We start from the raw sequence: 22,976 nt of genomic DNA, 5'->3' as shown, positions 1-22,976 counted from the left end.
TAGTATTCTAAGACGAGCGTAGCGAACTAGGCGGCCAGCCGAAGTACAGCCAAATTAACTCTTACCCTCCTCCTATAAAGTCCCCTTTGGGGATTTAGGGGTTTTTAATATGTCCGTCAAATTTAAAAATTTGACGGGCACCTGGTTAGACAATATACTTTATCTAAACATTATAAATTGTGATATATTATAATAAATTTATATATACTAATTAAATATAAAAACCTATTAAGGGTTTTTATATTTAATTAGTATCATTAATATTATTTTATTTAATATTAAATAAAATAATATTAATGATATATGTTTCTAATAAGGTTAAATGACAAAAACCCGACCATAAACACTAGCGAATTTGTCTGGAAGAGACAAAAAAATGGAAAAAAGTTGTCAAAAAACGATCAAAAAATAACCCTTAAAAAATAAAAAGATACCCCCTCATTTGAGGGGGTCTAAATTAGGTTAAAAAAATGATTCGTTTTAATTTATGCCAAAATTGTAAAAAATAAAAGTAAGTGTTTTCCTAGGGTTTTGAGGACTGCTTTATCAACAAATTGAATTTAATAGGGGGTATAAATTAAGACTAGGGTAATTACCCTAATTGTAATTAAATCAAAGCGAGAGGGGCAAAATAACGCGTTTAAAGGGCATTCCTGATTTGGGGGGGTATTTTAAAATTAAAATTTTGATTGTTTATTTAAGAAGATATCACATTTCATTCAAATTAATGAAAAAGACCAACTTTATAGTTGGTCTTAATTATTATTTATTTTCATCATTTTTAGTATTAAATTTCTTGGTATAAAGGGTAATGTATTGTTTGACTGGGTTGAAGTGAAGGTAGTAGTTTTTGTACTTAAAATCATCCTTAAAGTTTTTAATACTTTCAAATTCACGACATTTAAATTCATCTATATAAAAATCTTTATCTTCTTCAATTAACCATTTTGGTCCTTCGTAGTTAAGTTCTATAGTGTGGTCGGTTGGGTCAGGGAGTAATGATACTTTGAATTGTGAATCTCTGCGTTTATGTTGGGTGAAAAAAGAGCCAAAATGATCGATTTGGGAGTTTTTATATTTCCATTTATTGAAAGGATTTTTGTAAAAAGGTGGGATGTCAGTTGGTTCATATTCTTGGTGTTGTCCCTTGCCTAAACCATCTAAGCCATAGAAGGTGTATTTTATGACAATCATTGGGATACCTTTAAGAGTTTCAGTTGAATTTTTATATAAATACCATGTTTTTCCATCAGCTCCTAAATATGGTTTTTCATTTGAAGGTATGGGGTATTTTTTGTCAATTGGGTATCGTTCATGAATTTGATGACCGTAAAAATATTCTTCTTTTACTTCAGTTGTTTTATCGGGGATGGGATAAATTTTAGGTTTGGAGTTTGTTATGTCGTATTTATTGTCTAAAAATATAAAACCACCAAAAATAGCAAATATACTTAGCATAATACCATAATATATAATTATAATTTTTTTAGGATTTGTTTTTTTAAAGTTTTTTATTTTTAATTTGCCGAGTGAAAACTGAATTTGAGATAAATCTGTTTGTTGTTGGTTTAATTCAGTTTGGATTGAATTTATTTCAGTTTGTAATTTTGTTTTATCTTGGGGTGATAAAATTTTATTATTTGATAATTCAGTTATTTTTTGATTTAATTTTTCTTGATTAATTTCAATTTGTTTTTTTATATTTTCTAAGTTATTTATTTTATTATTGACATTTTTTGAGATAAAATATATCCACAAAGGAGCCACCACAAATGACCCCCCAATTAAACTTAAAATAACTATTATTCCTATAATATACATAATTAATTTCCTTTTTTCATTTTTTTACTAATTACTAAATAATACAAAAACTAACAAACTTATTTTATCACAAATACTAAATTAGATAGCTTTATTGTTAATATTTACCAAGGCCACCACCTTTTAACTGTGTCCCACTTAGTAGCTATAGCAGTTCCTCCACCAATTATGCCTCCCAAAAAACCACCTGCAGCCGTTCCGAGACCAGGTAAAAGTGCACTTCCAATTATAGCTCCTGATTTAGCTCCTGAGTATGTAGCTCCTCCGATGTTTGCTGCTGTTATTGTACTATCTACAGTTGTTCCCCAAGTTTCTGAGGATTTGTCTAATTGAACTTTGTTTTTTTCTAACTTAGATACTTCGGAGTTTAATTCAGTTATTTCTTTGCCCAAAGTTATTTTGGTGTTTTTATGTGCTAATTTTTCGGTTTCTAATTCGTTTTTTAACTTATCAATTTGGTGTTGTAATTCTTTATTAGTTCCACTTAAGCCACTATTGGCATCTTCTAAGGCTTTAATTGTTCCTTCTAATTGTAAAATCTTTTTACCTCGTTCGGCGAAAAGATCTATTTGACGTTCCAATTCAATTGTTAATCTTTGAATTTCTTGGGCTTGAAGTTGGATAGTTTGTTGTAGTTTATTTATTTCTTCATCTTTTTGTTTGATGATTGTTTGTAATTGTTCCTCATTGGTTTCTAAGTTATTAATTTTACCATTTAGCTCTTTGATTTTAGATTGTTTTTCGTTTAGTTGTTTAACTAATGTTTTATCAGCGTTGCCGTTTTTAACTAATTCATCTTGTATCTCTTGCATTTCTTTTTCTAGTTGTTTGTTTTCGGTTTTAGTTGCATCAAGTTTTTGTTTGATTTTATTTAAATCATTAGTATATTTTTCTTTTAGGTTTTTATTTTCTAATTTTAAAGTATCAATTTCACTTCTAAAACCTTGTTCTTTGATTTCTAGTTGTTGCATTTCGCCTTTTAAAGTTTTAATATGAGTTTCTTTATTATTTAATTCCTGTTGCAAAGTATCATCAGGCTGTTGGTTATTAATTAAATCATTTATTTCTTGTTGATAAATATTTAATTCGTATTTCTTATGTTCTAATTTTTCCTCAATTTCATTCAAATTTTTCTTTTTTTGGAGCAATAACAATTTATAATTATTGAGTTTATTTGGTGGTGGGGTGGTACTTACATTTTGATTAAACTTAAATCGCCAACGGGTTCCAGCTACCAATTTATTTCTATAATTATCCCAATCGTTCCTGTTTTTATCGGTGAAGTATATTCTCTTTGAAGTAAAGCAAGGTCTTATATAATAAAAAGTGGCTCCATTAATTTCTATTGGTTGACTTTTTATTGTTCGTGGAGGGCCTATTTGTTCTTGTTGTTTATCTCTTTCGGTTAATTCAACTTCAAAAGGGACAGGGGAATAGTATATTGCTTCATCTTTAATCCTATCTTCATTAATATCCTGATTAGCTTTGATTTCGCAAGTTGTTTGCCATTCATCATAAGTTTGAGTTAGGTTGCTTAATTCTTGTTGTAAAGAGGTTTGTTGATTTGAAAGGTTAACTAATTCTTGATTAATAGTGTTTATTTTTGTTTGTTTATTTAATAATTCTTGTTGTAATTGTTTAGCGTTTTCTTTATTTTTTTCAATTTGTTCTTTTAGTTTCAAGGTTTCGTTTTCAAGTTCAGAAACGGTTTTTTTGTAATTTGTAATTTGTCTTTGGATTTCTTCCAAAGTTTTCACATGTTGTTCTCTTAGGTTTTTGGTTTCTTCTTGTTTTTTAGTTAATTGTTCTTTTAAGTTTTTTTCGTTTTCTTGTAATTGTTTGATTTCTTCTTCTTTAATTGATAAATGAGCTTGATAATTTACTTGTTTTTGTTCGATGTTATTTTTTAAATTATTAATTTCTTCATTTAATTGCTTAACTTCGTTTGCTGATAAGTCTTTTTGTTCGCTTAATTTTTGTTCTTTTTCTTCTAATTGTTGTTGTTTTTTGGTAATTTCTGCTTTTAATTGTTCTACATCTTGAATATTAGAAGCCAATTGTTTTTCTAAAATTGATATTTTTTCTTTTGATGCAACTAATTCATTATCTTTTTTTATTATTAGATCTTTTTGATTTTTAAGATTATTTTTAATTGATGCAATTTCTTCTTGTAATTTAGCTTTTTCTTCATCAGATAAATCTTTAGTTTCTTGTAATGTTGTTTCTTTAGATTTAATGTTGGCTTCTAAATTTATTATTTTATCTTCAAGGGATGCTTTTTCTAATTGTTGCGCTTGAAAATTGATGTTTAAATATTCTTTTTCTTGTTGTAAAATCTTTTGTTTTTCTTTTTCTTGTTGTAATATTTCATCTACTTGTTGTTGAATGTTGGGATTTAATAAACTTTTGGTATTTGTTTTATTGGTAATTAGGTTTTGTTTATGAATTGGTTGTTTTAAAGTTGGCTGAGGAGTTAGGGTTTCATCATTTAATTCAGTTGATTTGTTGTTTTTTTTTTTTTTGAAGATCTTGTAATAGTTCTTCTTTTTTATTTTTGGTTTGTTTTTCGATTTCTTCTGATGATTTACCTTGTTTTTGCAATTCGGTTGCATATTCTTTTAATTCTTGTTTTAGTTTTTCTTCTTGTTCTTTTTTAATAGCATCTAGATCATAAACTTCTACTAAGGGTTTTGGTGGGGAGTCTTCTTTAGGGGTTGTTTGATTATCCCCACCAATTATTCCTGTATAAATAGCTGTTGCAATTAATATTGTGCTCCCTATAAAGGGTCCTATCACTGGAATACCAAAACAAGCTAGCCCTAAAATCAGGCCAATTGTGATAATAATACCACTAAATATCAAACTAGCAACTTTTGGTAAGCATCCTAACCATTTTAGAAAATTTGTTCCTTTTTCATTTAGCCAATTAGCTAAATTTTTAGCATTTTCCCAAGCGCCTTTAATAACTGGGTCTATTTTAGCAGCCGCTTCAGGGAAAAAATTAATAATAATAAACCATAAAGCAACTGCGATTAAAATAAAAGGTAATATAACAAAAATAGTATTTCTAATTGAATTGAGGATTCTTTTAAACCAATGTTCTTGTTTTTCTTTAACAAAAATTTCTAATTTTGGGTTGGTTAGGTTTTTATTTATCTTTTTAATAAGATTCTTTTTTATTTTTGGTTTTGAAATAATAACCTTTTGGGAGGAAGTAATTTTTGGAGTTGGTTGGTTTATAGTTTTTTTGATGATAGTTTTTGAAGGTTTAGTTATTTTATTTTTTTTAACAACATTTTTTTGAAGTTTGGATTGTTTTTTTGGTTTTTTTGATTTAATTATTTTTTTAGCCATGTTATTCTCTCTCTTTCTAATTTTTATTTATTTTCATCATTTTTAGTATTAAATTTCTTGGTATAAAGGGTAATGTATTGTTTGACTGGGTTGAAGTGAAGGTAGTAGTTTTTGTACTTAAAATCATCCTTAAAGTTTTTAATACTTTCAAATTCACGACATTTAAATTCATCTATATAAAAATCTTTATCTTCTTCAATTAACCATTTTGGTCCTTCGTAGTTAAGTTCTATAGTGTGGTCGGTTGGGTCAGGGAGTAATGATACTTTGAATTGTGAATCTCTGCGTTTATGTTGGGTGAAAAAAGAGCCAAAATGATCGATTTGGGAGTTTTTATATTTCCATTTATTGAAAGGATTTTTGTAAAAAGGTGGGATGTCAGTTGGTTCATATTCTTGGTGTTGTCCCTTGCCTAAACCATCTAAGCCATAGAAGGTGTATTTTATATTAATTTGAGTGTTATCTTTGGTAGGTTTTAAGTATTTTAACAACCCTTGTTTCCATTCTACATATTGATTTTCACATTCTTTTCTTCTAGCTTCTTTAGTTGTTTCAGAAACTTTAATATTTTGGAAAAGATTAATAGCTTCATCTAAATCAGAAGCTAACATAACTTCATGATTAGGATTTTTACGTTTGTATTTTTTGGCTTTAATATAAGCACTATCAATTATTTTTTCTTTTAAGTTTCTAGTAGAATAGCTTTTGCCTTTGCATCTATTAGCAATTTCTTTCAAATGAAGATAAGTATGATAACTAATTTGATAATCAGATACTAAAAATTGTAAAAAGCCTTCAATTTCATCATCTTTTAATAAATCAATTTTAATTTCTTTGCTAAATCTACTTCTTAAGGCACTATCAATTTTGTCTAAATGATTGGTAGCGCCCATTAAGACAATTTTTTTATTACTTCTTTTAAAGCCATCTAATTTAGTTAATAAATTATTAATAATATTAATACTTGTTTTGTTAGATTGGTTATCTTCGCGATTGGCAAGTCCGCTAATTTCATCAATAAAAATAATAGTTTTATCATGATTTTCTGCTTCTTGCCATATTTTTTCTAATTCTTCGTTGCCTTCACCAACGTAAGTCTTATCAAATCTTGATGGTTCTAATTCAATATAGTGTATTCCTAATTCATTGCATAAAGCTTGAATTAACAAACTTTTTCCAGTGCCAGGAGGACCATATAATAAATATCCTCTAGGAATTAATTTATCAAAATTAACCATAGAAGTGTTGTCGTCTTGAAAATATTCTATTAAATCTTCTAACTCTTCTTTTTCTTGTTTCATTCCATAAACATCAGAAAACATAACTTTCTTTTTTTCACCTTGATAAGAAGTGTTATTTTGTAAAGCTTTGATTTCTTCTTGCAGTTGTTTGATTTGTTTATCAAATTGGATTAATTGACCGTCTAAAAACAAATCATAACTTTTTAAATTTTGGAATTCTTCAACATTATCTTTGTTTTGAATCATTAAATCTTTAATGATGTTTTTATTAGCGTTATTCAAAACCATTGCTTCTTCCAAAATCTGAAGTTTTTCATTAATAAATAAATTTTTACTAGTTTTGGTGATTTGAGAAGTAATAGTTTTAATTTTTTCTTGGTTGTTATTTTTTGTAGTTAATAATTGTTTTTTTTGTTCGATTAAGTCTAAAGTTTTTTTATTAATAGATTCTTTTTTATCTTTATTTTCTTGGAGTTTTTGGGTTAAAGAGTTAATTTCTTCTTGTAATTTGGTTTTATCTTCTTCTTTTAAGTCTTTGTTTTTAAGATTAGTTTCTTTTGTTTCTTTTTTTGTTGTTAAGGTTTGGACTTCTATATTGCAATCACTTATTATATCTAAATTTAATTTAATTTGTTGGTCTAAATGTTGTATTTGTTGAAGGTTTTTTCTTTGTTCTTTGATTTGTGCTTCATTAGTTTTTTTTAATTCTTCGAGATATTTTGATATTTCATCTAATTCTTGTTTTTTTTGAGGTGTTAACGAATTATTTTGCGGCAAATCGTTTTGTTTGGAAGTTTGGGAAAGAAAACCGTAAATCCATAAACCCAAAACCGCTAAAATACAAACACCCAAAAAAGTTAAATAAATTTTTTTTAATTTCATATTTTTTCCTTTCTTTTTTTATTATTCATGTTTTGGTTTAACTTCTTTAGTTGGTTCTTGTTCTTTTAGTTTTAACTTTTGTTCTAGTTTTTTGGTAATTGCTGCTTTGAATTCTGCGATTTCTTTTTGTTGTTTGATTATTTCTTCTTCATGTTTGATTATTTCTTCTTGGAATTCTTTGAAGTCTTCTGCATCTAATTTATCTTCTTCAGCTTCTATTTGTTTTATAATAGAATTATATGTTTTTTCTTCTTCTTCTTTATCTTCTTTATTTGGTGGTGGAGTTTTTGAATCGTTAACTTTGTTATCATTGTTTTCGGTTCCTGTTAATGGTGGGGTTTGGTTGTTGACAATATTTTCACAAATAGGATTATTATTTTTTCTAATAAAGTAATAACTAACTCCTCCTATAATTAAAATTATCATTATTAAAAGTAAAAAGAGATTGAAAAAATATCTTTTAGTTCGAATATTTTTTTTGTTAATAACTTTTTTTTGGATTTTTCTCATTTTAAATTAAATTTCCTTTCTTTTGCTTTTATGGGTTTTTGTAATAATATAAATGAGGATAGTGTTTATGAAAAAGATACCCAATTATGGATGCTGTTAAAATAAGTATTATTAAATTGATATAAAATAAATTTTTGTTATTCATTTCCATCCTCCTTTTCATTAATTGGATTGTTTTTTTCTTTTGATTCGTTATTTGGATTTGTAATAATTGAAAATAAACTTTTAGTTTTATTTTCTTTTTTTGGCTCATTTTTTTTATTGATTTCTGGCGATGAAATTGAATTAAAAAATATTTTTTTAATGATAAACATTAAAGAAGTTGTAAATAGAGCGCCAACGATAAATCCAATAGAGAAATTTAGATCATTCATTTTCTTCCTCCTTTTCATTAATTGGATTGGTGTTTTTTGATTTAAGTTGTTTTTTTCTTCTTTTTTTCTCTTTCCAATTAGCAACTTTGACTTTTTGTACTTCTATTTGGGATTGGAGTTTTTCTTGATTTGCATTGATTTTATCTATTTTTTGTAATAATTGTTGTTCTAGGTATTCTTGTCTGGCACTTTTAATTTCTAAATTTTGTAGTTTTTTGTTGGGGAAAAAGATACCTAAAATCATATTTTTGATGAAAATTAAAGTGTTTGTAATTAATTTAAAAATAGGTTTGAACCCAGAAACAATAAGAATAGTGAAAAGCGTTGTTTGGATTCCATCCATTCTTCGTTCAAGTATTTCGGTAGTGCTAAATCCTTTGGTATAATTTAGAATAAAATTGATAATTGTTGCAAATATTGGAAATAACCACATATTTTTTTACCTTTCTGAATAATTTTTAATAACTTTGATTCGTTTGTTTTTAAATGTTTTCTTTTTGTTTGGTACAGTTTTGTTGGGATAATATAAATTAACCCATTTTCCTTTTGGATGTCGGTATTTGTTGATTATTTTTTTGTTTAGTTTGTTTTGGGATTTAAAATAAATTTCATTGCATGCTTCTGTCATTCCATCACTCATGTTTTTATCTCCTTTTTATTTTAATTTAAGGGTTTTGACTTTATCTTTAAGTGATTTTGACATTTTAAAACTAACAACCGTTTTTGCGGGTATTTTTAAGTTTTTACCAGTTCTTTTTCCTGTTTTTTTGCCTGTTTGTTTATTGATGATGAATTTAGTTTCGGGGGTTGTGTGGGCTTTTCTAGTTTTTAAGATGAATTTGCCAATTTTAGAGGATAAAACCACTTCTTCATTTGATGTGATAGCTTTCATGAGGGCATTTTCAAATGAATTGTAAAATTCTTCAGTTTTCACAACTGAAGTTTTTAGTTGCTTTGCAACTTCTTTGATTAATTCTTTTTTATTCATTTTTCTTTTTCTCCTTGTTATTTAATTTTTTATTATTTTTTATTTTGAGTTTTAATTGGCTGCGGTTTTTGAAATAAGTACCGCGGTAAATTTCAGTCATAGCATCGCTCACATTTTAATATTCTCCTTACGATTTTTTTTAATAATTTTTGATAATAACTTCTTGCAACCCTCTTTGTGAGGTTAAAGCATGACTGGTAGTGGTTTTAATTGTTTGAATGTTAAAATCCTCAAACAATTTAATTATTTTTGCTGAATTGTAATTAGTATACAACCATTTTACATTGCGATGATTTGCCTCTTTTAAATATTTATAAAGCCTTATATGATCTTCAAATGTAAAAGGGTGTTGGTAAAAATCTTTATCTTTAATACCTTCGCGGTAATAAGGGGGATCAATGAAAATAAAATCATTGCTTTGGGCTTGGGTGATGACACTTCCAAAATCACCATTTAACAATTTTAAATTTTTAACATTAGTTTTTATTCTTTGTAATTCTAAAAAATCAATAATAGGTTTTTTAATTCGCGACTTAAATCCGTATGATAAATGAATGGTTCCATCAGGACGATAACGGAAAATGCCCCGAAAAGCATATTTTAATAAAGTATAAAAAAGAGCACTTTTGAAAACTCCAAAATTACTTTTGTTAAATCTATCTACGAAAAGTTTAAATGTTTTTTTTTGCGTCTTTTGATCTTTATTTGTATATATTGTGTCTTCAAATTTACGCACACAATTACAAAACAATTCTGGTTTGGCTAACATATTTTGCCAAAGTTCCATTAAATTATTGTCGTTATCATTCAAAATTGCGGTTGGGGGTGTAATAGTTTGGAATAAAGCCCCACCACCTAAAAAAGGCTCAAAATAATTGTTATAATTTGTTGGAATTTGACATAACAATTGCGGCATCATTTTCTTTTTGGTTCCAATCCAATTAATTTGCATTTTGAAACTCCTTTAACCAAATGTATATTAAAAAAACAATATCAGAAACAAGACTAATTGTAATGTTTGCTTTAATTCCTAAATTAAAATCAAAAAACAGAGTCATTAAATTTGTTATTATAAATCCTAAATATGTTAAAGTCAATATTATTGAAATATTTTTCGATTTTAAAATCATTTTAATTATTCTCCTTATTTGTTTATAATATTTTTTTAGTAATTAATGTTTGAATTATTTGTTCTAAATTTCCTTGTTGTGAGTTTGTTGCATTAATTAAAAAACTGTTGCAATTTTGATGTTTGCAATTGGGATTATTGCAATATTTATGTTGATTTAAATAATTTTGGCGAACATTTTCAAAATATTTTAAGGGTTTTTGTTCGATGATGTCTAATTTATGATTAGGTTGTGTTTGTTTTCGTTGTAAGCTGTTTTGGGGGTCAATATCTAAATAAAAAGTTAATGCTGGTTTAATTAAGAAACGACTTATGATTTTGGAAGTTATTTCATCTTCATAATCAATATAATTAGCATTGCTTTGATATGCTAAAGTAGAATCATACCAACGGTCAACTATAACAATAAAACCACTTAGTAAAGCGGGCATTATCAACTCATCTTGGGTCTGAATCATATTGGCGAAACTAAGAAAATATTTACTTTTAGGGCTTGTTTTTATTTGATATAAAAATAAATTTCTTATTTCCTTTCCAATAGAACTACTTCCTAAACCTTGAAAAACTTTGACTTTATGTCCTTTATTAATTAAAGATTTTTTTAATTTATTTATTAAAGTGGTTTTCCCACAACCATCGATTCCTTCAAAAACAATTAATTTATTAACCATTCTTAATATTTCCTTTCGTATTTTTGATTAAATTAATATCTTTAAAAGAAATAAATTGTCTTTGGAATAAGGTATTTACAAAGATATTAGCTTTTTGAGAAAAACAATCAATTACTTTATCAATTCCTTGGACTTTGCCGTTTTTAATTTTATTGTTGAGCCTTTGGGATTCGATAGCATTATTAGTTAATAAGTAATATTCAAAACGTGTGTCTAATTTTTTTAATTGTTGGGCTTCAATGATGGCTTGTTTATAACGTTCACGGAGACAAGTTTTAAAATTAAAAGCAACAATTCGTTTGTTTTGGGTAAACAATACTAAATCAAATTTGATATCAGGAATAAAAAATAAATATGTTTGAGGATATTGTTTGGTGATTCCATAATGCCGAAAATAAATTAAAATTAGATATTCATTGATTTTACCACGCAGTACTTTTTGCTTTTGGGAAGTTGATTTGGTAATTTGAAAATAATGATTCAAACTTTGGTGATTAAATTGCATATATTGATTAAAAGGATATTTAAAGTAATTATCAGGTTTGAGTTGGGATAAAATTTTATCTGAAATTAACATTATTTTTCCTCAATTCTTTGGATTTCTTTATCAAAATTAAAGTAACATTGGCCTAATTTACCTGCCCTATTTTTAGCAACAATAAATTGGGTAAAATCTTCTACAACATTTGTAAATTGATCTTTTTCATAATAACTTTCGCGATGCAAAAACATAACCATATCGGCATCTTGTTCGATTGAACCTGAATCTCTTAAATCTGAAAGATTAGGGGTTTTAGATTCTCTCATTAAAGTTGCGCGGTTCATTTGGCTTAACGCAATAATAGGAATTTGTAATTCCATTGCTAATTTTTTCAATTCACGAGTAATAATCCCAATTGCTTGATTTAAATTCAGAAATTGGTCATCTCTTAAAAGGTGTAGATAATCAATGAAAACTATATCAAGTCCTTGGTGAAATTTTAATTGACGGCATTTTCTTTTAACTTCTTCTATTTTGGTATTTCTGTCATCATCAATTAAAATATTCAATTCAGTTAATTTTTCTTCTGTTTGCAATAATTGCAACTTTTCTTCGCGAGTTAATTGTTGCTGTTCCATTTTTTTGATACTAATCTGAGATTCACAACTGATTAAACGTTTAATTAGTTCTTCAGATGTCATTTCTAAACTAAATATCAAAATATTATGTTTTTTAGGGATATTTTGAAAAACTTTAGCAATATTGACAGCCAAATTTAACATAAAGGCAGTTTTACCCATTCCAGTTCTTGCGGCTAAAATATTTAATTGTCCTGGTTTAAAACCTCCAATTAAATCATCTATATTATTAAATCCTGTTTTAACTCCAACTAAATTATTTTTATTGTGGTTTTCCAAAATGTCTTTGATTACTTTAGAAACACAACTTTTTAAATCTTTAAACTTGGGAGTGAGTTTTTTTCTTAATTTTGCAGTATTTGTTTCTATTAATTCTAAAATCTCTTGGGGAGTTATTTTGCTTCTTGCAATTTGGGATAATTTAGCAACAATACCGCCAATTTCTCTTTTTAAAGATGTTTCTTTAATTAAATCAATGTATGTTTCTAAGTGATGTGGAGAAGGCATCAAATCAGATAATTCATTTAAATAATTAATTCCTCCTATTTGTTTTAATAATTTTTCATTTTCTAAAATAGCACTTATAGAAGCATAATCAATTTCTTTATTATTTTGATGTAATATTTTCATGGCTTTAAAAATATTTTTATGATGAGGACTGTAAAAGTCAGTTTCTGTAATTTCATTAAAAACTAAAGAAATTGTTTCGGGGTTTAAAAGGACAACCCCCAACAAAGCGCGTTCGGCTTCAATCATCTTTCTAACTCCTTTTTTTAATTTGGGTATAAAAAATACCCCTTAAAAAGGGGTTTAGTTTCTATATTGATTAAAAAGTTTTAATTTTTTCAATTGTTCCGTCAGAATTGTAATAGGTCTCCTTGATTGTTTCTTCTGTTATGGGATCATATTCAGTAATGCAGTCAATTGTTTTGCCATCTTTATTAAACCATGTTGTTTTAATAAAATTCCATGTATCAGGGTCATGTTCGTGAATACCACAAATTTTTTTACCATCAGCATTATAATAAGTGGTTGTATTTTTTTGATAATTCATATTATTTATTTCCTTTTTATTATTTTTTTTAATTTATTAATTGCTTTGGTTTTGGTAATTTCTACTTGCCTTGAAGATAAATTCAACATTTTACCTATGTCTTTGTTGGAATACTCAATTTGAGGGTATTGGTTTTGGTTTTTTAAAGGAATCCCAAAACTTAATCTAATAATCTCGAATTCTTGGGTATTTAAAATGGATTTAATTTTTTGAATAAACAATTCATGATTAACTTGCTTTAACCAAATTTGATGGGGGTTTAGAATGTTGATATTAATAGTTTGAGGTTGTGTTTCTTCAAAAGGAATATTACTTACTTGTTTTTCTTTTCGAAAAACCTCTCTGGAAGTTGAAGTAGTTTGTAGGCCTCTAATAAGTTCTGTGATTTCACCTTTAATTGTCGGGGTAGCATAGACAATAAAATCATAACCTAAATCTTGGTAATTATTTAAAGCTTTGATTAATCCTAAAACCCCTTCTTGGTATAAATCCTCTCTTTGAAGTGCTTTAGGGAAATATTTAAATTTTTTAACTATTTTTTTTACTAATGGTAAATGCATTTCGATTAATTGATCGCGAATTGCTAAATTCTTTTTATTTTTTAAAAAATCTTTAAATAATTCTTCTCTTAACATTTTATTCCTTCCTAAAAACGTTTTTAGAAAAGATATGAAATTATTTTAGTCTTGAAAAGAAAAAAAGACTAACTTAATAGTTAGCCTTAAAGAATTTTTAAAAAACAAAAAAGTGTCTAAACTTTTGGAACACCTCACTCTTTTTAAAGATGTTTCTTTAATTAAATCAATGTATGTTTCTAAATGTCGAGGAGAAGGCATCAAATCAGATAATTCATTTAAATAATCAATTCCTCCTATTTGTTTTAATAATTTTTCATTTTCTAAAATAGCACTTACTGAAGAATAATCAATTTTTTTATTATTTTGATGTAATATTTTCATGGCTTTAAAAATATTTTTATGATGAGGACTGTAAAAGTCAGTTTCTGTAATTTCATTAAAAACTAAAGAAATTGTTTCGGGGTTTAAAAGGACAACCCCCAACAAAGCGCGTTCTGCTTCAATCATCTTTCTAACTCCTTTTTTTAATTTGGGTATAAAAAATACCCCTTCAAAAAAGGGGTTTAGTTTCTATATTGATTAAAAAGTTTGTACCTTTTCAATTGTTCCGTCAGAATTGTAATAGGTCTCCTTGATTGTTTCTTCTGTTATGGGATCATATTCAGTAATGCAGTCAATTGTTTTGCCATCTTTATTAAACCAGGTTGTTTTAATAAAATTCCATGTATCAGGGTCATGTTCGTGAATACCACAAATTTTTTTACCATCAACATTATAATAAGTAGTTGTATTTTTTTTAGAATTCATATTATTTATTTCCTTTTTATTATTTTTTTTAATTTATTAATTGCTTTGTTTTTGATAATCTCTACTTTTCTTGAAGATAAATTCAACATTTTACCTATGTCTTTGTTGGAATACTCAATTTGAGGGTATTGGTTTTGGTTTTTTAAAGGAATCCCAAAATTTAATCTAATAATTTCGAATTCCTGGGTATTTAAAATGGATTTAATTTTCTGAATAAACAATTCGTGATTAACTTGGTTTAACCAAATTGGATGGGGGTTTAGATTGTTGATATTAATAGTTTGAGGTTGTGTTTCTTCAAAAGGAATATTACTTACTTGTTTTTCTTTTCGAAAAATCTTTATGGGAGTTGAAGTAGTTTGTAGGCCTCTAATAAGTTCTGTGATTTCACCTTTAATTGTCGGGGTAGCATAGACAATAAAATCATAACCTAAATCTTGGTAATTATTTAAAGCTTTGATTAATCCTAAAACCCCTTCTTGGTATAAATCCTCTCTTTGAAGTGCTTTAGGGAAATATTTAAATTGTTTAACTATTTTTTTTACTAATGGTAAATGCATTTCGATTAATTGATCGCGAATTGCTAAATTCTTTTTATTTTTTAAAAAATCTTTAAATAATTCTTCTCTTAACATTTTATTCCTTCCTAAAAACGTTTTTAGAAAAGATATGAAATTATTTTAGTCTTGAAAAGAAAAAAGACTAACTTAATAGTTAGCCTTAAAGAATTTTTAAAAAACAAAAAAAGTGTCTAAACTTTTGGAACACCTCAATATCTTTTATTATTATTAAAGAAAATTTTTAAGAAAGGTAAATAACCATGCAAATCAAACTATCACAACACACCAAATTATGGTACCAACATCGAAAAAAATACATCAACGCTTCCGAAGTTGCTTCGATAACAGGTTTAGATCCCTTTCGTTCCATGGAACAATTAGTTCATGATAAACTCTTTGGCACCACTTTTACCGCTAATCAATATATACGCTTCATGGACAAAAATGGAACCCATCGCTCGCCATTTTTTCATACAAAAAACCAATTTAATTTTTGAAGACACCATTTTTACTGATGATCAAGTTAACCTTTTTTTCGCCTCTTTAGATGGCTACAATGAACAACATCGAGCTGTTTTAGAAATTAAATGTCCTTTTGTGAATGAAAACCAAGAAGTTTCATCCACTTGGACTAGTTTTTTAACTCACCCTCAGTTAGAAAATATCCCCAAATACTACTGGGCCCAAGTTCAATGTCAACTTTATTGTAGTCAAGCTAATTTAGTTTATTTTTTAGTTTATTTTAACAATCAAAGTTATCATGTAGTGCGGATTTATCAAGATAAAACATTTATCACTAAAATGATTCAAGCTAGTCAAAAATACTTAGCACTTTTAACTAAAGCCAAAGACGAATTAGAAAAAACAACTTATTTAAAACAATTAAGTAAAATTAAATAATTAATACTTTGAGACCTTCAATTTGAAGGTCTTTTTTTATGCCCAAATATAAAAATCAAAGGAGAAAAGAAATGATGAAATTAATCGTTTTCGAAGGACTTGACGGGAGTGGGAAAACTTTCTCTTATTCACGCCCTTCAACCCCAATTAAAAACCCCCTCATCAACTGTATCAAGGCTTAGGGAGTAGTTCACTTGGGAAGGAAATTAGAAATTTATTTTTAAATTTTCAACAAGTAGATGATCTCACTCGTTTTTATTTAAGTCTGGCTAATATGGCTCAAATCCAAGCGGAATTATTTAAAAATCATCAATTAATTATCTTAGACCGTTGGTTACCATCTACTTATGCTTATCAATTATTTCCTTTTTCCAAGGAAAAGAAACAACTTTTCCCTTTAAAAAAGATCTTTAAGTTGAATCATGAAACTATCTTAAAAAAACCTGATTTATTAATTTATTTAGATATTGAACCTCTGAGGTGTTCCGTTTTTTAATACAACTTTTGGTTTTAAAAAAACCCTTTAAGAACCAATATTAAAGGCATAATTCCATATCTTTTCAAACTAACAAAATAATTTCATTACACTTAAAAAGTGTCTAATGTTTTTTAATAATTTGCTAGTTTCAAAAGATATTTTTTAAAATATTTTACCCCTACACTATATATATAGGCCGAAAAAACGAAAAACTCACCTATAAAACGACATGGATTAAATTTTTTTACACAATAATGCGGAGTTTATTATTTTGGGTAGAAAAAAATGCATGACAAAACAACCTTTTTCAAAGGTTATAAGTTTATATATCCATAATTAAATATTTATCTAAAAGTTTGAAAGTATTTCAAAGGAGATAAATTGTTTAATTTAGTTAAAATCCATTTATTATTCCAAAAAGAAGGGAATTGGTTGATAATTTTTTTGATTTTAGTTGAGGTTTTTTGGAATAAAAAGGGATGTTGGTTGAATAAAATACTTTTCATCTGGCCAAAAAGATTTTCAATGACAGCGTTATCACGTGGGGTGGCTTTACGAGACATGCTAATTAAAAAACCTTTTTTAGTTAAAACTTTTTGTACTTTTAGAGATTGATAAACTTTACCTTGGTCTGAATGAATAATACAAGGGTTTTTTAAAGTAGGAATTTTTTTGATTGTATTTAAAATTAATTCTTTATTTTGTCGGTTTGAAGTGTGGGAGGCAATAATTTGATTATTAAAAGAATCAACAATACACGAAAAATAAATAAATCCTTGGGGAGTGGGAAAATAAGTAATATCGGTAAATAGTTTTTTCATGGGCTGGGAGGTAGTAAAGTTTTGATTAATTAAATTTGGGACTACTTTGAGGTTAGATTTTAAATTTTTATGATAATAATATTTATTTTTCTTAGGTCTTAACTTACAACAAATATTATTTTCTTTCATGATAAGATAAACTTTTTTCTTAGTAATAAATTCGTTAAAAATTTCTTGGTATAAATCAGTAATTTTACGATGACCGTAAAAATATTCATGTTTCAAACATAAAGTTTGAATTCGGTGCTGTTGCAAAAGATATTTTTCTTGTTTTAATTTTATTTTTTCTTTAACTTTCAACCAATAATAATAAGTACTTCTTTTGATTTGGATAGTTTTTAAAATGGTAGTAAGGTTTAAGTCATTTTCAAATTTTTTAATTAAATTAAAAACTATTTTTTTATTAATAGTTTGAATGTGAGAAATCATATTTTGTAATAATTTAATTTTTTGTAATAATTTTTGCATCTTAACACCAATTATCTTAATATTTTTTATTAATTACAAAAACAATTATAACTCAAAAAATGTATTAAAAGTTAATTTTAAAATATATTAATTAAATTACTATATAATATGATTAGTATTCAAAGACGAGCGTAGCGAACTAGGCGGCCAGCCGAGGAATATTACAATTAATCTATTACACCCTCCTATAAAGTCCCCTTTGGGGATTTAGGGGTTTTTAATATGTCCGTCAAATTTAAAAATTTGACGGGCACCTGGTTAGACAATATACTTTATCTAAACATTATAAATTGTGATATATTATAATAAATTTATATATACTAATTAAATATAAAAACCCTTAATAGGTTTTTATATTTAATTAGTATCATTAATATTATTTTATTTAATATTAAATAAAATAATATTAATGATATATGTTTCTAATAAGGTTAAACCCGAATTAAGTATTATTTATCACAACCCAATTCAAAACAGCCTTGGAGGGCTTTTTGAATTGGTGTTTAGGTTTTCCCACGGGTTTAACCTTATTAGAAACATACCATTATATATATAGGCCGAAAAAACGAAAAACTCTCCTATAAAACGACATGGATTAAATTTTTTTACACAATAATGCGGAGTTTATTATTTTGGGTCGGTTATGCTATATAATAACAGGGTTAAAGGGTAATATCGCCACCATAAACACTAGCGATTTTTCCTGGAAGAGACAAAAAATGAAAAAAAGTTGTCAAAAAAACGATCAAAAAATAACCCTTAAAAATAAAAAAAATATCCCCTCAAATGAGGGGGTCTAAATTAGGTTAAAAAAATGATTCGTTTTAATTTATGCCAAAATTGTAAAAATTAAAAGTACGTATTTACAAGGGTTTTTGAAGGTCAATTTGAGGCTAAATCAAATTTAAGGGGGGTCTAAATCAATCCTAGGGTAATTACCCTAATTGTAATTAAATCAAAGCGAGAGGGGCAAAATAATGCGTTTAAGAGGCATTCCTGATTTGGGGGGTATTTTAAAATTAAAATTTTGATTGTTTATTTAAGAAGATATCACATTTCATTCAAATTAATGAAAAAGACCAACTTTATAGTTGGTCTTAATTATTATTTATTTATTATCTTGTTTAGTATTAAATTTCTTGGTATAAAGGGTAATGTATTGTTTGACTGGGTTGAAGTGAAGATAGTAGTTTTTGTATCTAAATTTACCATCAAAGTTTTCAATACTTTCAAATTCACGACATTTAAATTCATCTATATAAAAATCTTTATCTTCTTCAAGCAACCATTTTGGCCCTTCGTAGTTGAGTTCTATAGTGTGGTTGGTTGAGGCATGGAGTAATGATACTATGAATTGTGAATCTTCGCGTTTATGTTCGTAGAAAAAAGAGTCAAAATGATCAATTTGGTAGTTTTTATATTTCCATTTATTGAAAGGATTTTTGTAAAAAGGTGGGATGTCAGTTGGTTCATATTCTTGGTGTTGTCCCTTGCCTAAACCATCTAACCCATAGAAGGTGTATTTTATGACAATCATTGGGATACCTTTAAGTTTTTCAGCTGAATTTTTATATAAATACCATGTTTTTCCATCAGCTCCTAAATATGGTTTTTCATTTGAAGGTATGGGGTATTTTTTGTCAATTGGGTATCCTTCATGAATTTGATGACCGTAAAAATATTCTTCTTTTACTTCAGTTGTTTTATCGGGGATGGGATAAATTTTAGGTTTGGAGTTTGTTATGTCGTATTTATTGTCTAAAAATATAAAACCACCAAAAATAGCAAATATACTTAGCATAATACCACAATATATAATTATAATTTTTTTAGGATTTGTTTTTTTAAAGTTTTTTATTTTTAATTTGCCGAGTGAAAACTGAATTTGAGATAAATCTGTTTGTTGTTGGTTTAATTCAGTTTGGATTGAATTTATTTCAGTTTGTAATAAAGTTTTATCTTGGGGTGATAAAACTTTATTATTTGATAATTTAGTTATTTTTTGATTTAGTTTTTCTTGATTAATTTCAATTTGTTTTTTTATATTTTCTAAGTTATTTAATTTATTATTGACATTTTTTGAGATAAAATATATCCACAAAGGCGCCACCACAAATACCCCCCCAATTAAACTTAAAATAACTATTATTCCTATAATATACATAATTAATTTCCTTTTTTCATTTTTTTACTAATTACTAAATAATACAAAAACTAACAAACTTATTTTATCACAAATACTAAATTAGATAGCTTTATTGTTAATATTTACCAAGGCCACCACCTTTTAACTGTGTCCCACTTAGTAGCTATAGCAGTTCCGCCACCAATTATGCCTCCAATAAAACCACCTGCAGCCGTTCCGAGACCAGGTAAAAGTGCACTTCCAATTATAGCTCCTGATTTAGCTCCTGAGTATGTAGCTCCTCCGATGTTTGCTGCTGTTATTGTGCTATCTACAGTTTGCCCCCAATTTTGAGAGGATTCGTTCAATTGATTTTCTTTTTCTTTTAAATTAGATATTTGGGAATTTAAGTCAGTTATTTTTTTTTCCAAAGTTATTTTGGTCTTTTTATGTGCTAATTTTTCGGTTTCTAATTCGTTTTTTAACTTATCAATTTGGTGTTGTAATTCTTTGTTGCTTCCACTTAAGCCACTATTGGCATCTTCTAAGGCTTTAATTGTTCCTTCTAATTGTAAAATCTTTTTACCTTGTTCCACAAATAAATCTATTTGGCGTTCTAATTGAACTGTTAATCTTTGAATTTCTTGGGCTTGAAGTTGGATAGTTTGTTGTAGTTGATTTATTTCTTCATCTTTTTGTTTGATGATTGTTTGTAATTGTGCCTCATTGGTTTCTAAGTTATTAATTTTACCATTTAGCTCTTTGATTTTAGATTGTTTTGTGTTTAGTTGTTTAACTAATGTTTTATCAGCGTTACCGTTTTTAACCAATTCATCTTGAATTTCTTTGATTTCTTTTTCTAGTTGTTTGTTTTCAGTTTTAGTTGCATCAAGTTCTTGTTTGATTTTGTTTAAATCATTATTATATTTTTCTTTTAGGTTTTGATTTTCTAATTTTAAAGTATCAATTTCACTTCTAAAACCTTGTTCTTTGATTTCTAGTTGTTGCATTTCGTCTTTTAAAGTTTTAATATGAGTTTCTTTATTATTTAATTCCTGTTGTAAAATATCATCAGGCTGTTGGTTATTAATTAAATCATTTATTTCTTGTTGATAATTATCTAATTTGTATTTCTTATTTGATAACTTTTCTTTAATTTCATTCAAATTTTTTCTTTTTTGGTGCAATACAGATTGATAATTATTGAGTTTATTTGGTGGTGGGGTGGTGCTTACATTTTGATTAAACTTAAATTGCCAACGATTCCCACCTACCAATTTATCGATATAATTACTCCAATCGCTCTTGTTTTTATCGTTGAAGTATACTCTTTTTGAAGTAAAGGAAGGTCTTATATAATAAAAAGTGGCTCCATTAATTTCTATTGGTTGACTTTCTATTGTTCGTGGAGCGCCTATTGGTATTTGTTGATTATTTCTGTCTAGTTTTACAGTTGGGGTTATTTCAACTGCAAAAGGGACAGGAGAATAGTATATTGCTTCATTTTTAATCCTATCTTCATTAATATCCTGATTAGCTTTGAGGTCGCAAGTTGTTTGCCATTCATCATAAGTTTGAGTTAGATTACTTAATTCTTGTTGTAAAGAGGTTTGTTGATTTGAAAGGTTAACTAATTCTTGATTAATAGTGTTTATTTGTGTTTGTTTATTTAATAATTTTTGTTGTAATTGTTTTGCGTTTTCTTTATTTTTTTCAATTTGTTCTTTTAGTTTCAAGGTTTCGTTTTCAAGTTCAAAAACGGTTTTTTTGTAATTTGTAATTTGTCTTTGGATTTCTTCCAAAGTTTTTACATGTTGTTCTCTTAGGTTTTTGGTTTCTTCTTCTTTTTCAGTTAATTGTTCTTTTAAGTTTTTTTCGTTTTCTTGTAATTGTTTGATTTCTTCTTCTTTAATTAATAAATGAGCTTGATAATTTACTTGTTTTTGTTCGATGTTATTTTTTAAATTATTAATTTCTTCATTTAATTGCTTAACTTCGTTTGCTGATAAGTCTTTTTGTTCGCTTAATTTTTGTTCTTTTTCTTCTAATTGTTGTTGTTTTTTGGTAATTTCTGCTTTTAATTGTTCTACATCTTGAATATTAGAAGCCAATTGTTTTTCTAAAATTGATATTTTTTCTTTTGATGCAACTAATTCATTATCTTTTTTTATTATTAGATCTTTTTGATTTTTAAGATTATTTTTAATTGATGCAATTTCTTCTTGTAATTTAGCTTTTTCTTCATCAGATAAATCTTTAGTTTCTTGTAATGTTGTTTCTTTAGATTTAATGTTGGCTTCTAAATTTATTATTTTATCTTCAAGGGATGCTTTTTCTAATTGTTGCGCTTGAAAATTGAGGTTTAAATATTCTTTTTCTTGTTGTAAAATCTTTTGTTTTTCTTTTTCTTGTTGTAATATTTCATCTACTTGTTGTTGAATGTTGGGATTTAATAAACTTTTGGTATTTGTTTTATTGGTAATTAGGTTTTGTTTATGAATTGGTTGTTTTAAAGTTGGCTGAGGAGTTAGGGTTTCATCATTTAATTCAGTTGATTTGTTTTTTTTTTTTTGAAGATCTTGTAATAGTTCTTCTTTTTTATTTTTGGTTTGTTTTTCGATTTCTTCTGATGATTTACCTTGTTTTTGCAATTCGGTTGCATATTCTTTTAATTCTTGTTTTAGTTTTTCTTCTTGTTCTTTTTTAATAGCATCTAGATCATAAACTTCTACTAAGGGTTTTGGTGGGGAGTCTTCTTTAGGGGTTGTTTGATTATCCCCACCAATTATTCCTGTATAAATAGCTGTTGCAATTAATATTGAGATCCCTATAAAGGGTCCTATCACTGGAATACCAAAACAAGCTAGCCCTAAAATAAGGCCAATTGTGATAATAATACCACTAAATATCAAACTAGCAACTTTTGGTAAGCATCCTAACCATTTTAAAAAATTTGTTCCTTTTTCATTTAGCCAATTAGCTAAATTTTTAGCATTTTCCCAAGCGCCTTTAATAACTGGGTCTATTTTAGCAGCCACTTCAGGGAAAAAAATAGTAATAATAAACCATAAAGCAACTATTATTAAAATAAGTGGT

The 22,976-nt window shown here is 26.9% G+C and carries 23 protein-coding genes and 1 pseudogene; 3 read left to right on the top strand and 21 right to left on the bottom strand.

Going from position 1 to position 22,976, the window contains the following annotated elements; translation table 11 throughout:
- Nucleotides 1-762: 762 nt before the first annotated feature.
- The 18 genes from HGD80_RS01050 to HGD80_RS00965 all read right to left on the bottom strand — a co-directional run bounded on the left by HGD80_RS01050 (nucleotide 763) and on the right by HGD80_RS00965 (nucleotide 15,163).
- The gene (locus HGD80_RS01050) at nucleotides 763-1,821 is read right to left on the bottom strand and encodes a hypothetical protein (RefSeq protein WP_219475201.1); all 1,059 of its coding nucleotides are present in this window, start codon (nucleotides 1,819-1,821) and stop codon (nucleotides 763-765) included.
- Nucleotides 1,822-1,925: 104 nt separating this feature from the next.
- Nucleotides 1,926-4,433 (bottom strand): hypothetical protein, encoded by a 2,508-nt coding sequence (locus HGD80_RS01045; RefSeq protein WP_225904397.1) that lies wholly within the window; start codon nucleotides 4,431-4,433, stop codon nucleotides 1,926-1,928.
- On the bottom strand, nucleotides 4,315-5,175 hold the full coding sequence (locus HGD80_RS01040) for a hypothetical protein (protein WP_219475198.1): 861 nt from the start codon (nucleotides 5,173-5,175) through the stop codon (nucleotides 4,315-4,317). Before HGD80_RS01040 ends, HGD80_RS01045 begins: the two co-directional genes overlap by 119 nt.
- Nucleotides 5,176-5,198: 23 nt before the next feature.
- Nucleotides 5,199-7,298 carry an AAA family ATPase gene (locus HGD80_RS01035; protein WP_219475195.1) on the bottom strand — a complete coding sequence of 700 codons (2,100 nt, stop codon included), beginning with the start codon at nucleotides 7,296-7,298 and terminating at the stop codon, nucleotides 5,199-5,201.
- Between the two features lie 21 nt (nucleotides 7,299-7,319).
- Nucleotides 7,320-7,808, bottom strand: a complete 489-nt coding sequence (locus tag HGD80_RS01030; RefSeq protein ID WP_219475193.1) for a hypothetical protein — start codon at nucleotides 7,806-7,808, stop codon at nucleotides 7,320-7,322.
- 137 nt (nucleotides 7,809-7,945) lie between these two features.
- Nucleotides 7,946-8,182 (bottom strand): hypothetical protein, encoded by a 237-nt coding sequence (locus HGD80_RS01025; RefSeq protein WP_219475190.1) that lies wholly within the window; start codon nucleotides 8,180-8,182, stop codon nucleotides 7,946-7,948.
- Entirely contained in the window at nucleotides 8,175-8,615 is a 441-nt protein-coding gene (locus tag HGD80_RS01020; protein ID WP_219475188.1) for a hypothetical protein, read from the bottom strand. Before HGD80_RS01020 ends, HGD80_RS01025 begins: the two co-directional genes overlap by 8 nt.
- Before the next feature lie 6 nt (nucleotides 8,616-8,621).
- On the bottom strand, nucleotides 8,622-8,822 hold the full coding sequence (locus tag HGD80_RS01015) for a hypothetical protein (RefSeq protein WP_219475166.1): 201 nt from the start codon (nucleotides 8,820-8,822) through the stop codon (nucleotides 8,622-8,624).
- 15 nt (nucleotides 8,823-8,837) lie between these two features.
- Complete coding sequence (locus HGD80_RS01010; protein ID WP_219475164.1) at nucleotides 8,838-9,170, bottom strand: HU family DNA-binding protein; 333 nt, start codon at nucleotides 9,168-9,170, stop codon at nucleotides 8,838-8,840.
- A 139-nt stretch (nucleotides 9,171-9,309) separates the two neighbouring features.
- Nucleotides 9,310-10,122 (bottom strand): DNA adenine methylase, encoded by an 813-nt coding sequence (locus HGD80_RS01005; protein WP_219475161.1) that lies wholly within the window; start codon nucleotides 10,120-10,122, stop codon nucleotides 9,310-9,312.
- A gap of 200 nt (nucleotides 10,123-10,322) precedes the next feature.
- Nucleotides 10,323-10,970 (bottom strand): dTMP kinase, encoded by a 648-nt coding sequence (gene tmk / locus HGD80_RS01000; protein ID WP_219475160.1) that lies wholly within the window; start codon nucleotides 10,968-10,970, stop codon nucleotides 10,323-10,325.
- Nucleotides 10,963-11,547: a hypothetical protein gene (locus HGD80_RS00995; protein ID WP_225904394.1), complete on the bottom strand. Its 585-nt coding sequence runs from the start codon at nucleotides 11,545-11,547 to the stop codon at nucleotides 10,963-10,965. The genes tmk and HGD80_RS00995 overlap by 8 nt, the downstream gene beginning before the upstream one ends.
- Entirely contained in the window at nucleotides 11,547-12,845 is a 1,299-nt protein-coding gene (dnaB, locus tag HGD80_RS00990) for a replicative DNA helicase (RefSeq protein WP_219475185.1), read from the bottom strand. The genes HGD80_RS00995 and dnaB overlap by 1 nt, the downstream gene beginning before the upstream one ends.
- A gap of 70 nt (nucleotides 12,846-12,915) precedes the next feature.
- Complete coding sequence (locus tag HGD80_RS00985; protein ID WP_219474294.1) at nucleotides 12,916-13,143, bottom strand: DUF2963 domain-containing protein; 228 nt, start codon at nucleotides 13,141-13,143, stop codon at nucleotides 12,916-12,918.
- Nucleotides 13,144-13,148: 5 nt separating this feature from the next.
- Nucleotides 13,149-13,778 (bottom strand): sigma-70 family RNA polymerase sigma factor, encoded by a 630-nt coding sequence (locus HGD80_RS00980; protein WP_219475183.1) that lies wholly within the window; start codon nucleotides 13,776-13,778, stop codon nucleotides 13,149-13,151.
- 45 nt (nucleotides 13,779-13,823) lie between these two features.
- On the bottom strand, nucleotides 13,824-14,228 hold the full coding sequence (locus HGD80_RS00975; RefSeq protein WP_219475180.1) for a DnaB-like helicase N-terminal domain-containing protein: 405 nt from the start codon (nucleotides 14,226-14,228) through the stop codon (nucleotides 13,824-13,826).
- A 72-nt stretch (nucleotides 14,229-14,300) separates the two neighbouring features.
- On the bottom strand, nucleotides 14,301-14,528 hold the full coding sequence (locus tag HGD80_RS00970; protein ID WP_219475178.1) for a DUF2963 domain-containing protein: 228 nt from the start codon (nucleotides 14,526-14,528) through the stop codon (nucleotides 14,301-14,303).
- A 5-nt stretch (nucleotides 14,529-14,533) separates the two neighbouring features.
- Nucleotides 14,534-15,163, bottom strand: coding sequence for a sigma-70 family RNA polymerase sigma factor (locus HGD80_RS00965; protein WP_219475176.1), 630 nt, complete (start codon nucleotides 15,161-15,163; stop codon nucleotides 14,534-14,536).
- 185 nt (nucleotides 15,164-15,348) lie between these two features.
- Between HGD80_RS00965 and HGD80_RS00960 the strand changes: the two are divergent.
- The 3 genes and pseudogenes from HGD80_RS00960 (at nucleotide 15,349) to HGD80_RS00955 (ending at nucleotide 16,484) form a co-directional block, all read left to right on the top strand.
- A pseudogene (locus HGD80_RS00960) lies at nucleotides 15,349-15,988 on the top strand (YqaJ viral recombinase family protein).
- A gap of 38 nt (nucleotides 15,989-16,026) precedes the next feature.
- Nucleotides 16,027-16,170, top strand: a complete 144-nt coding sequence (locus tag HGD80_RS04765; RefSeq protein ID WP_225904396.1) for a hypothetical protein — start codon at nucleotides 16,027-16,029, stop codon at nucleotides 16,168-16,170.
- The gene (locus tag HGD80_RS00955) at nucleotides 16,155-16,484 is read left to right on the top strand and encodes a thymidylate kinase (RefSeq protein ID WP_225904439.1); all 330 of its coding nucleotides are present in this window, start codon (nucleotides 16,155-16,157) and stop codon (nucleotides 16,482-16,484) included. The genes HGD80_RS04765 and HGD80_RS00955 overlap by 16 nt, the downstream gene beginning before the upstream one ends.
- Nucleotides 16,485-16,810: 326 nt before the next feature.
- Here the strand turns inward: HGD80_RS00955 and HGD80_RS00950 are convergent, their stop codons facing one another.
- The 3 genes from HGD80_RS00950 to HGD80_RS04760 all read right to left on the bottom strand — a co-directional run bounded on the left by HGD80_RS00950 (nucleotide 16,811) and on the right by HGD80_RS04760 (nucleotide 22,918).
- Nucleotides 16,811-17,755 carry an IS3 family transposase gene (locus HGD80_RS00950; protein ID WP_219475175.1) on the bottom strand — a complete coding sequence of 315 codons (945 nt, stop codon included), beginning with the start codon at nucleotides 17,753-17,755 and terminating at the stop codon, nucleotides 16,811-16,813.
- Nucleotides 17,756-18,863: 1,108 nt separating this feature from the next.
- Entirely contained in the window at nucleotides 18,864-19,919 is a 1,056-nt protein-coding gene (locus tag HGD80_RS00945; RefSeq protein ID WP_219475173.1) for a hypothetical protein, read from the bottom strand.
- A gap of 104 nt (nucleotides 19,920-20,023) precedes the next feature.
- The gene (locus HGD80_RS04760; RefSeq protein WP_225904395.1) at nucleotides 20,024-22,918 is read right to left on the bottom strand and encodes a hypothetical protein; all 2,895 of its coding nucleotides are present in this window, start codon (nucleotides 22,916-22,918) and stop codon (nucleotides 20,024-20,026) included.
- Nucleotides 22,919-22,976: the final 58 nt, after the last annotated feature.

The sequence above is a fragment of the Paulownia witches'-broom phytoplasma genome, from assembly GCF_019396865.1.
GTDB classification, from domain to species: domain Bacteria; phylum Bacillota_I; class Bacilli_A; order Acholeplasmatales; family Acholeplasmataceae; genus Phytoplasma; species Phytoplasma asteris.
The sequence above is the reverse complement of the archived record's forward strand: the minus strand, read 5'-3'. Positions and strand labels throughout refer to the sequence as shown.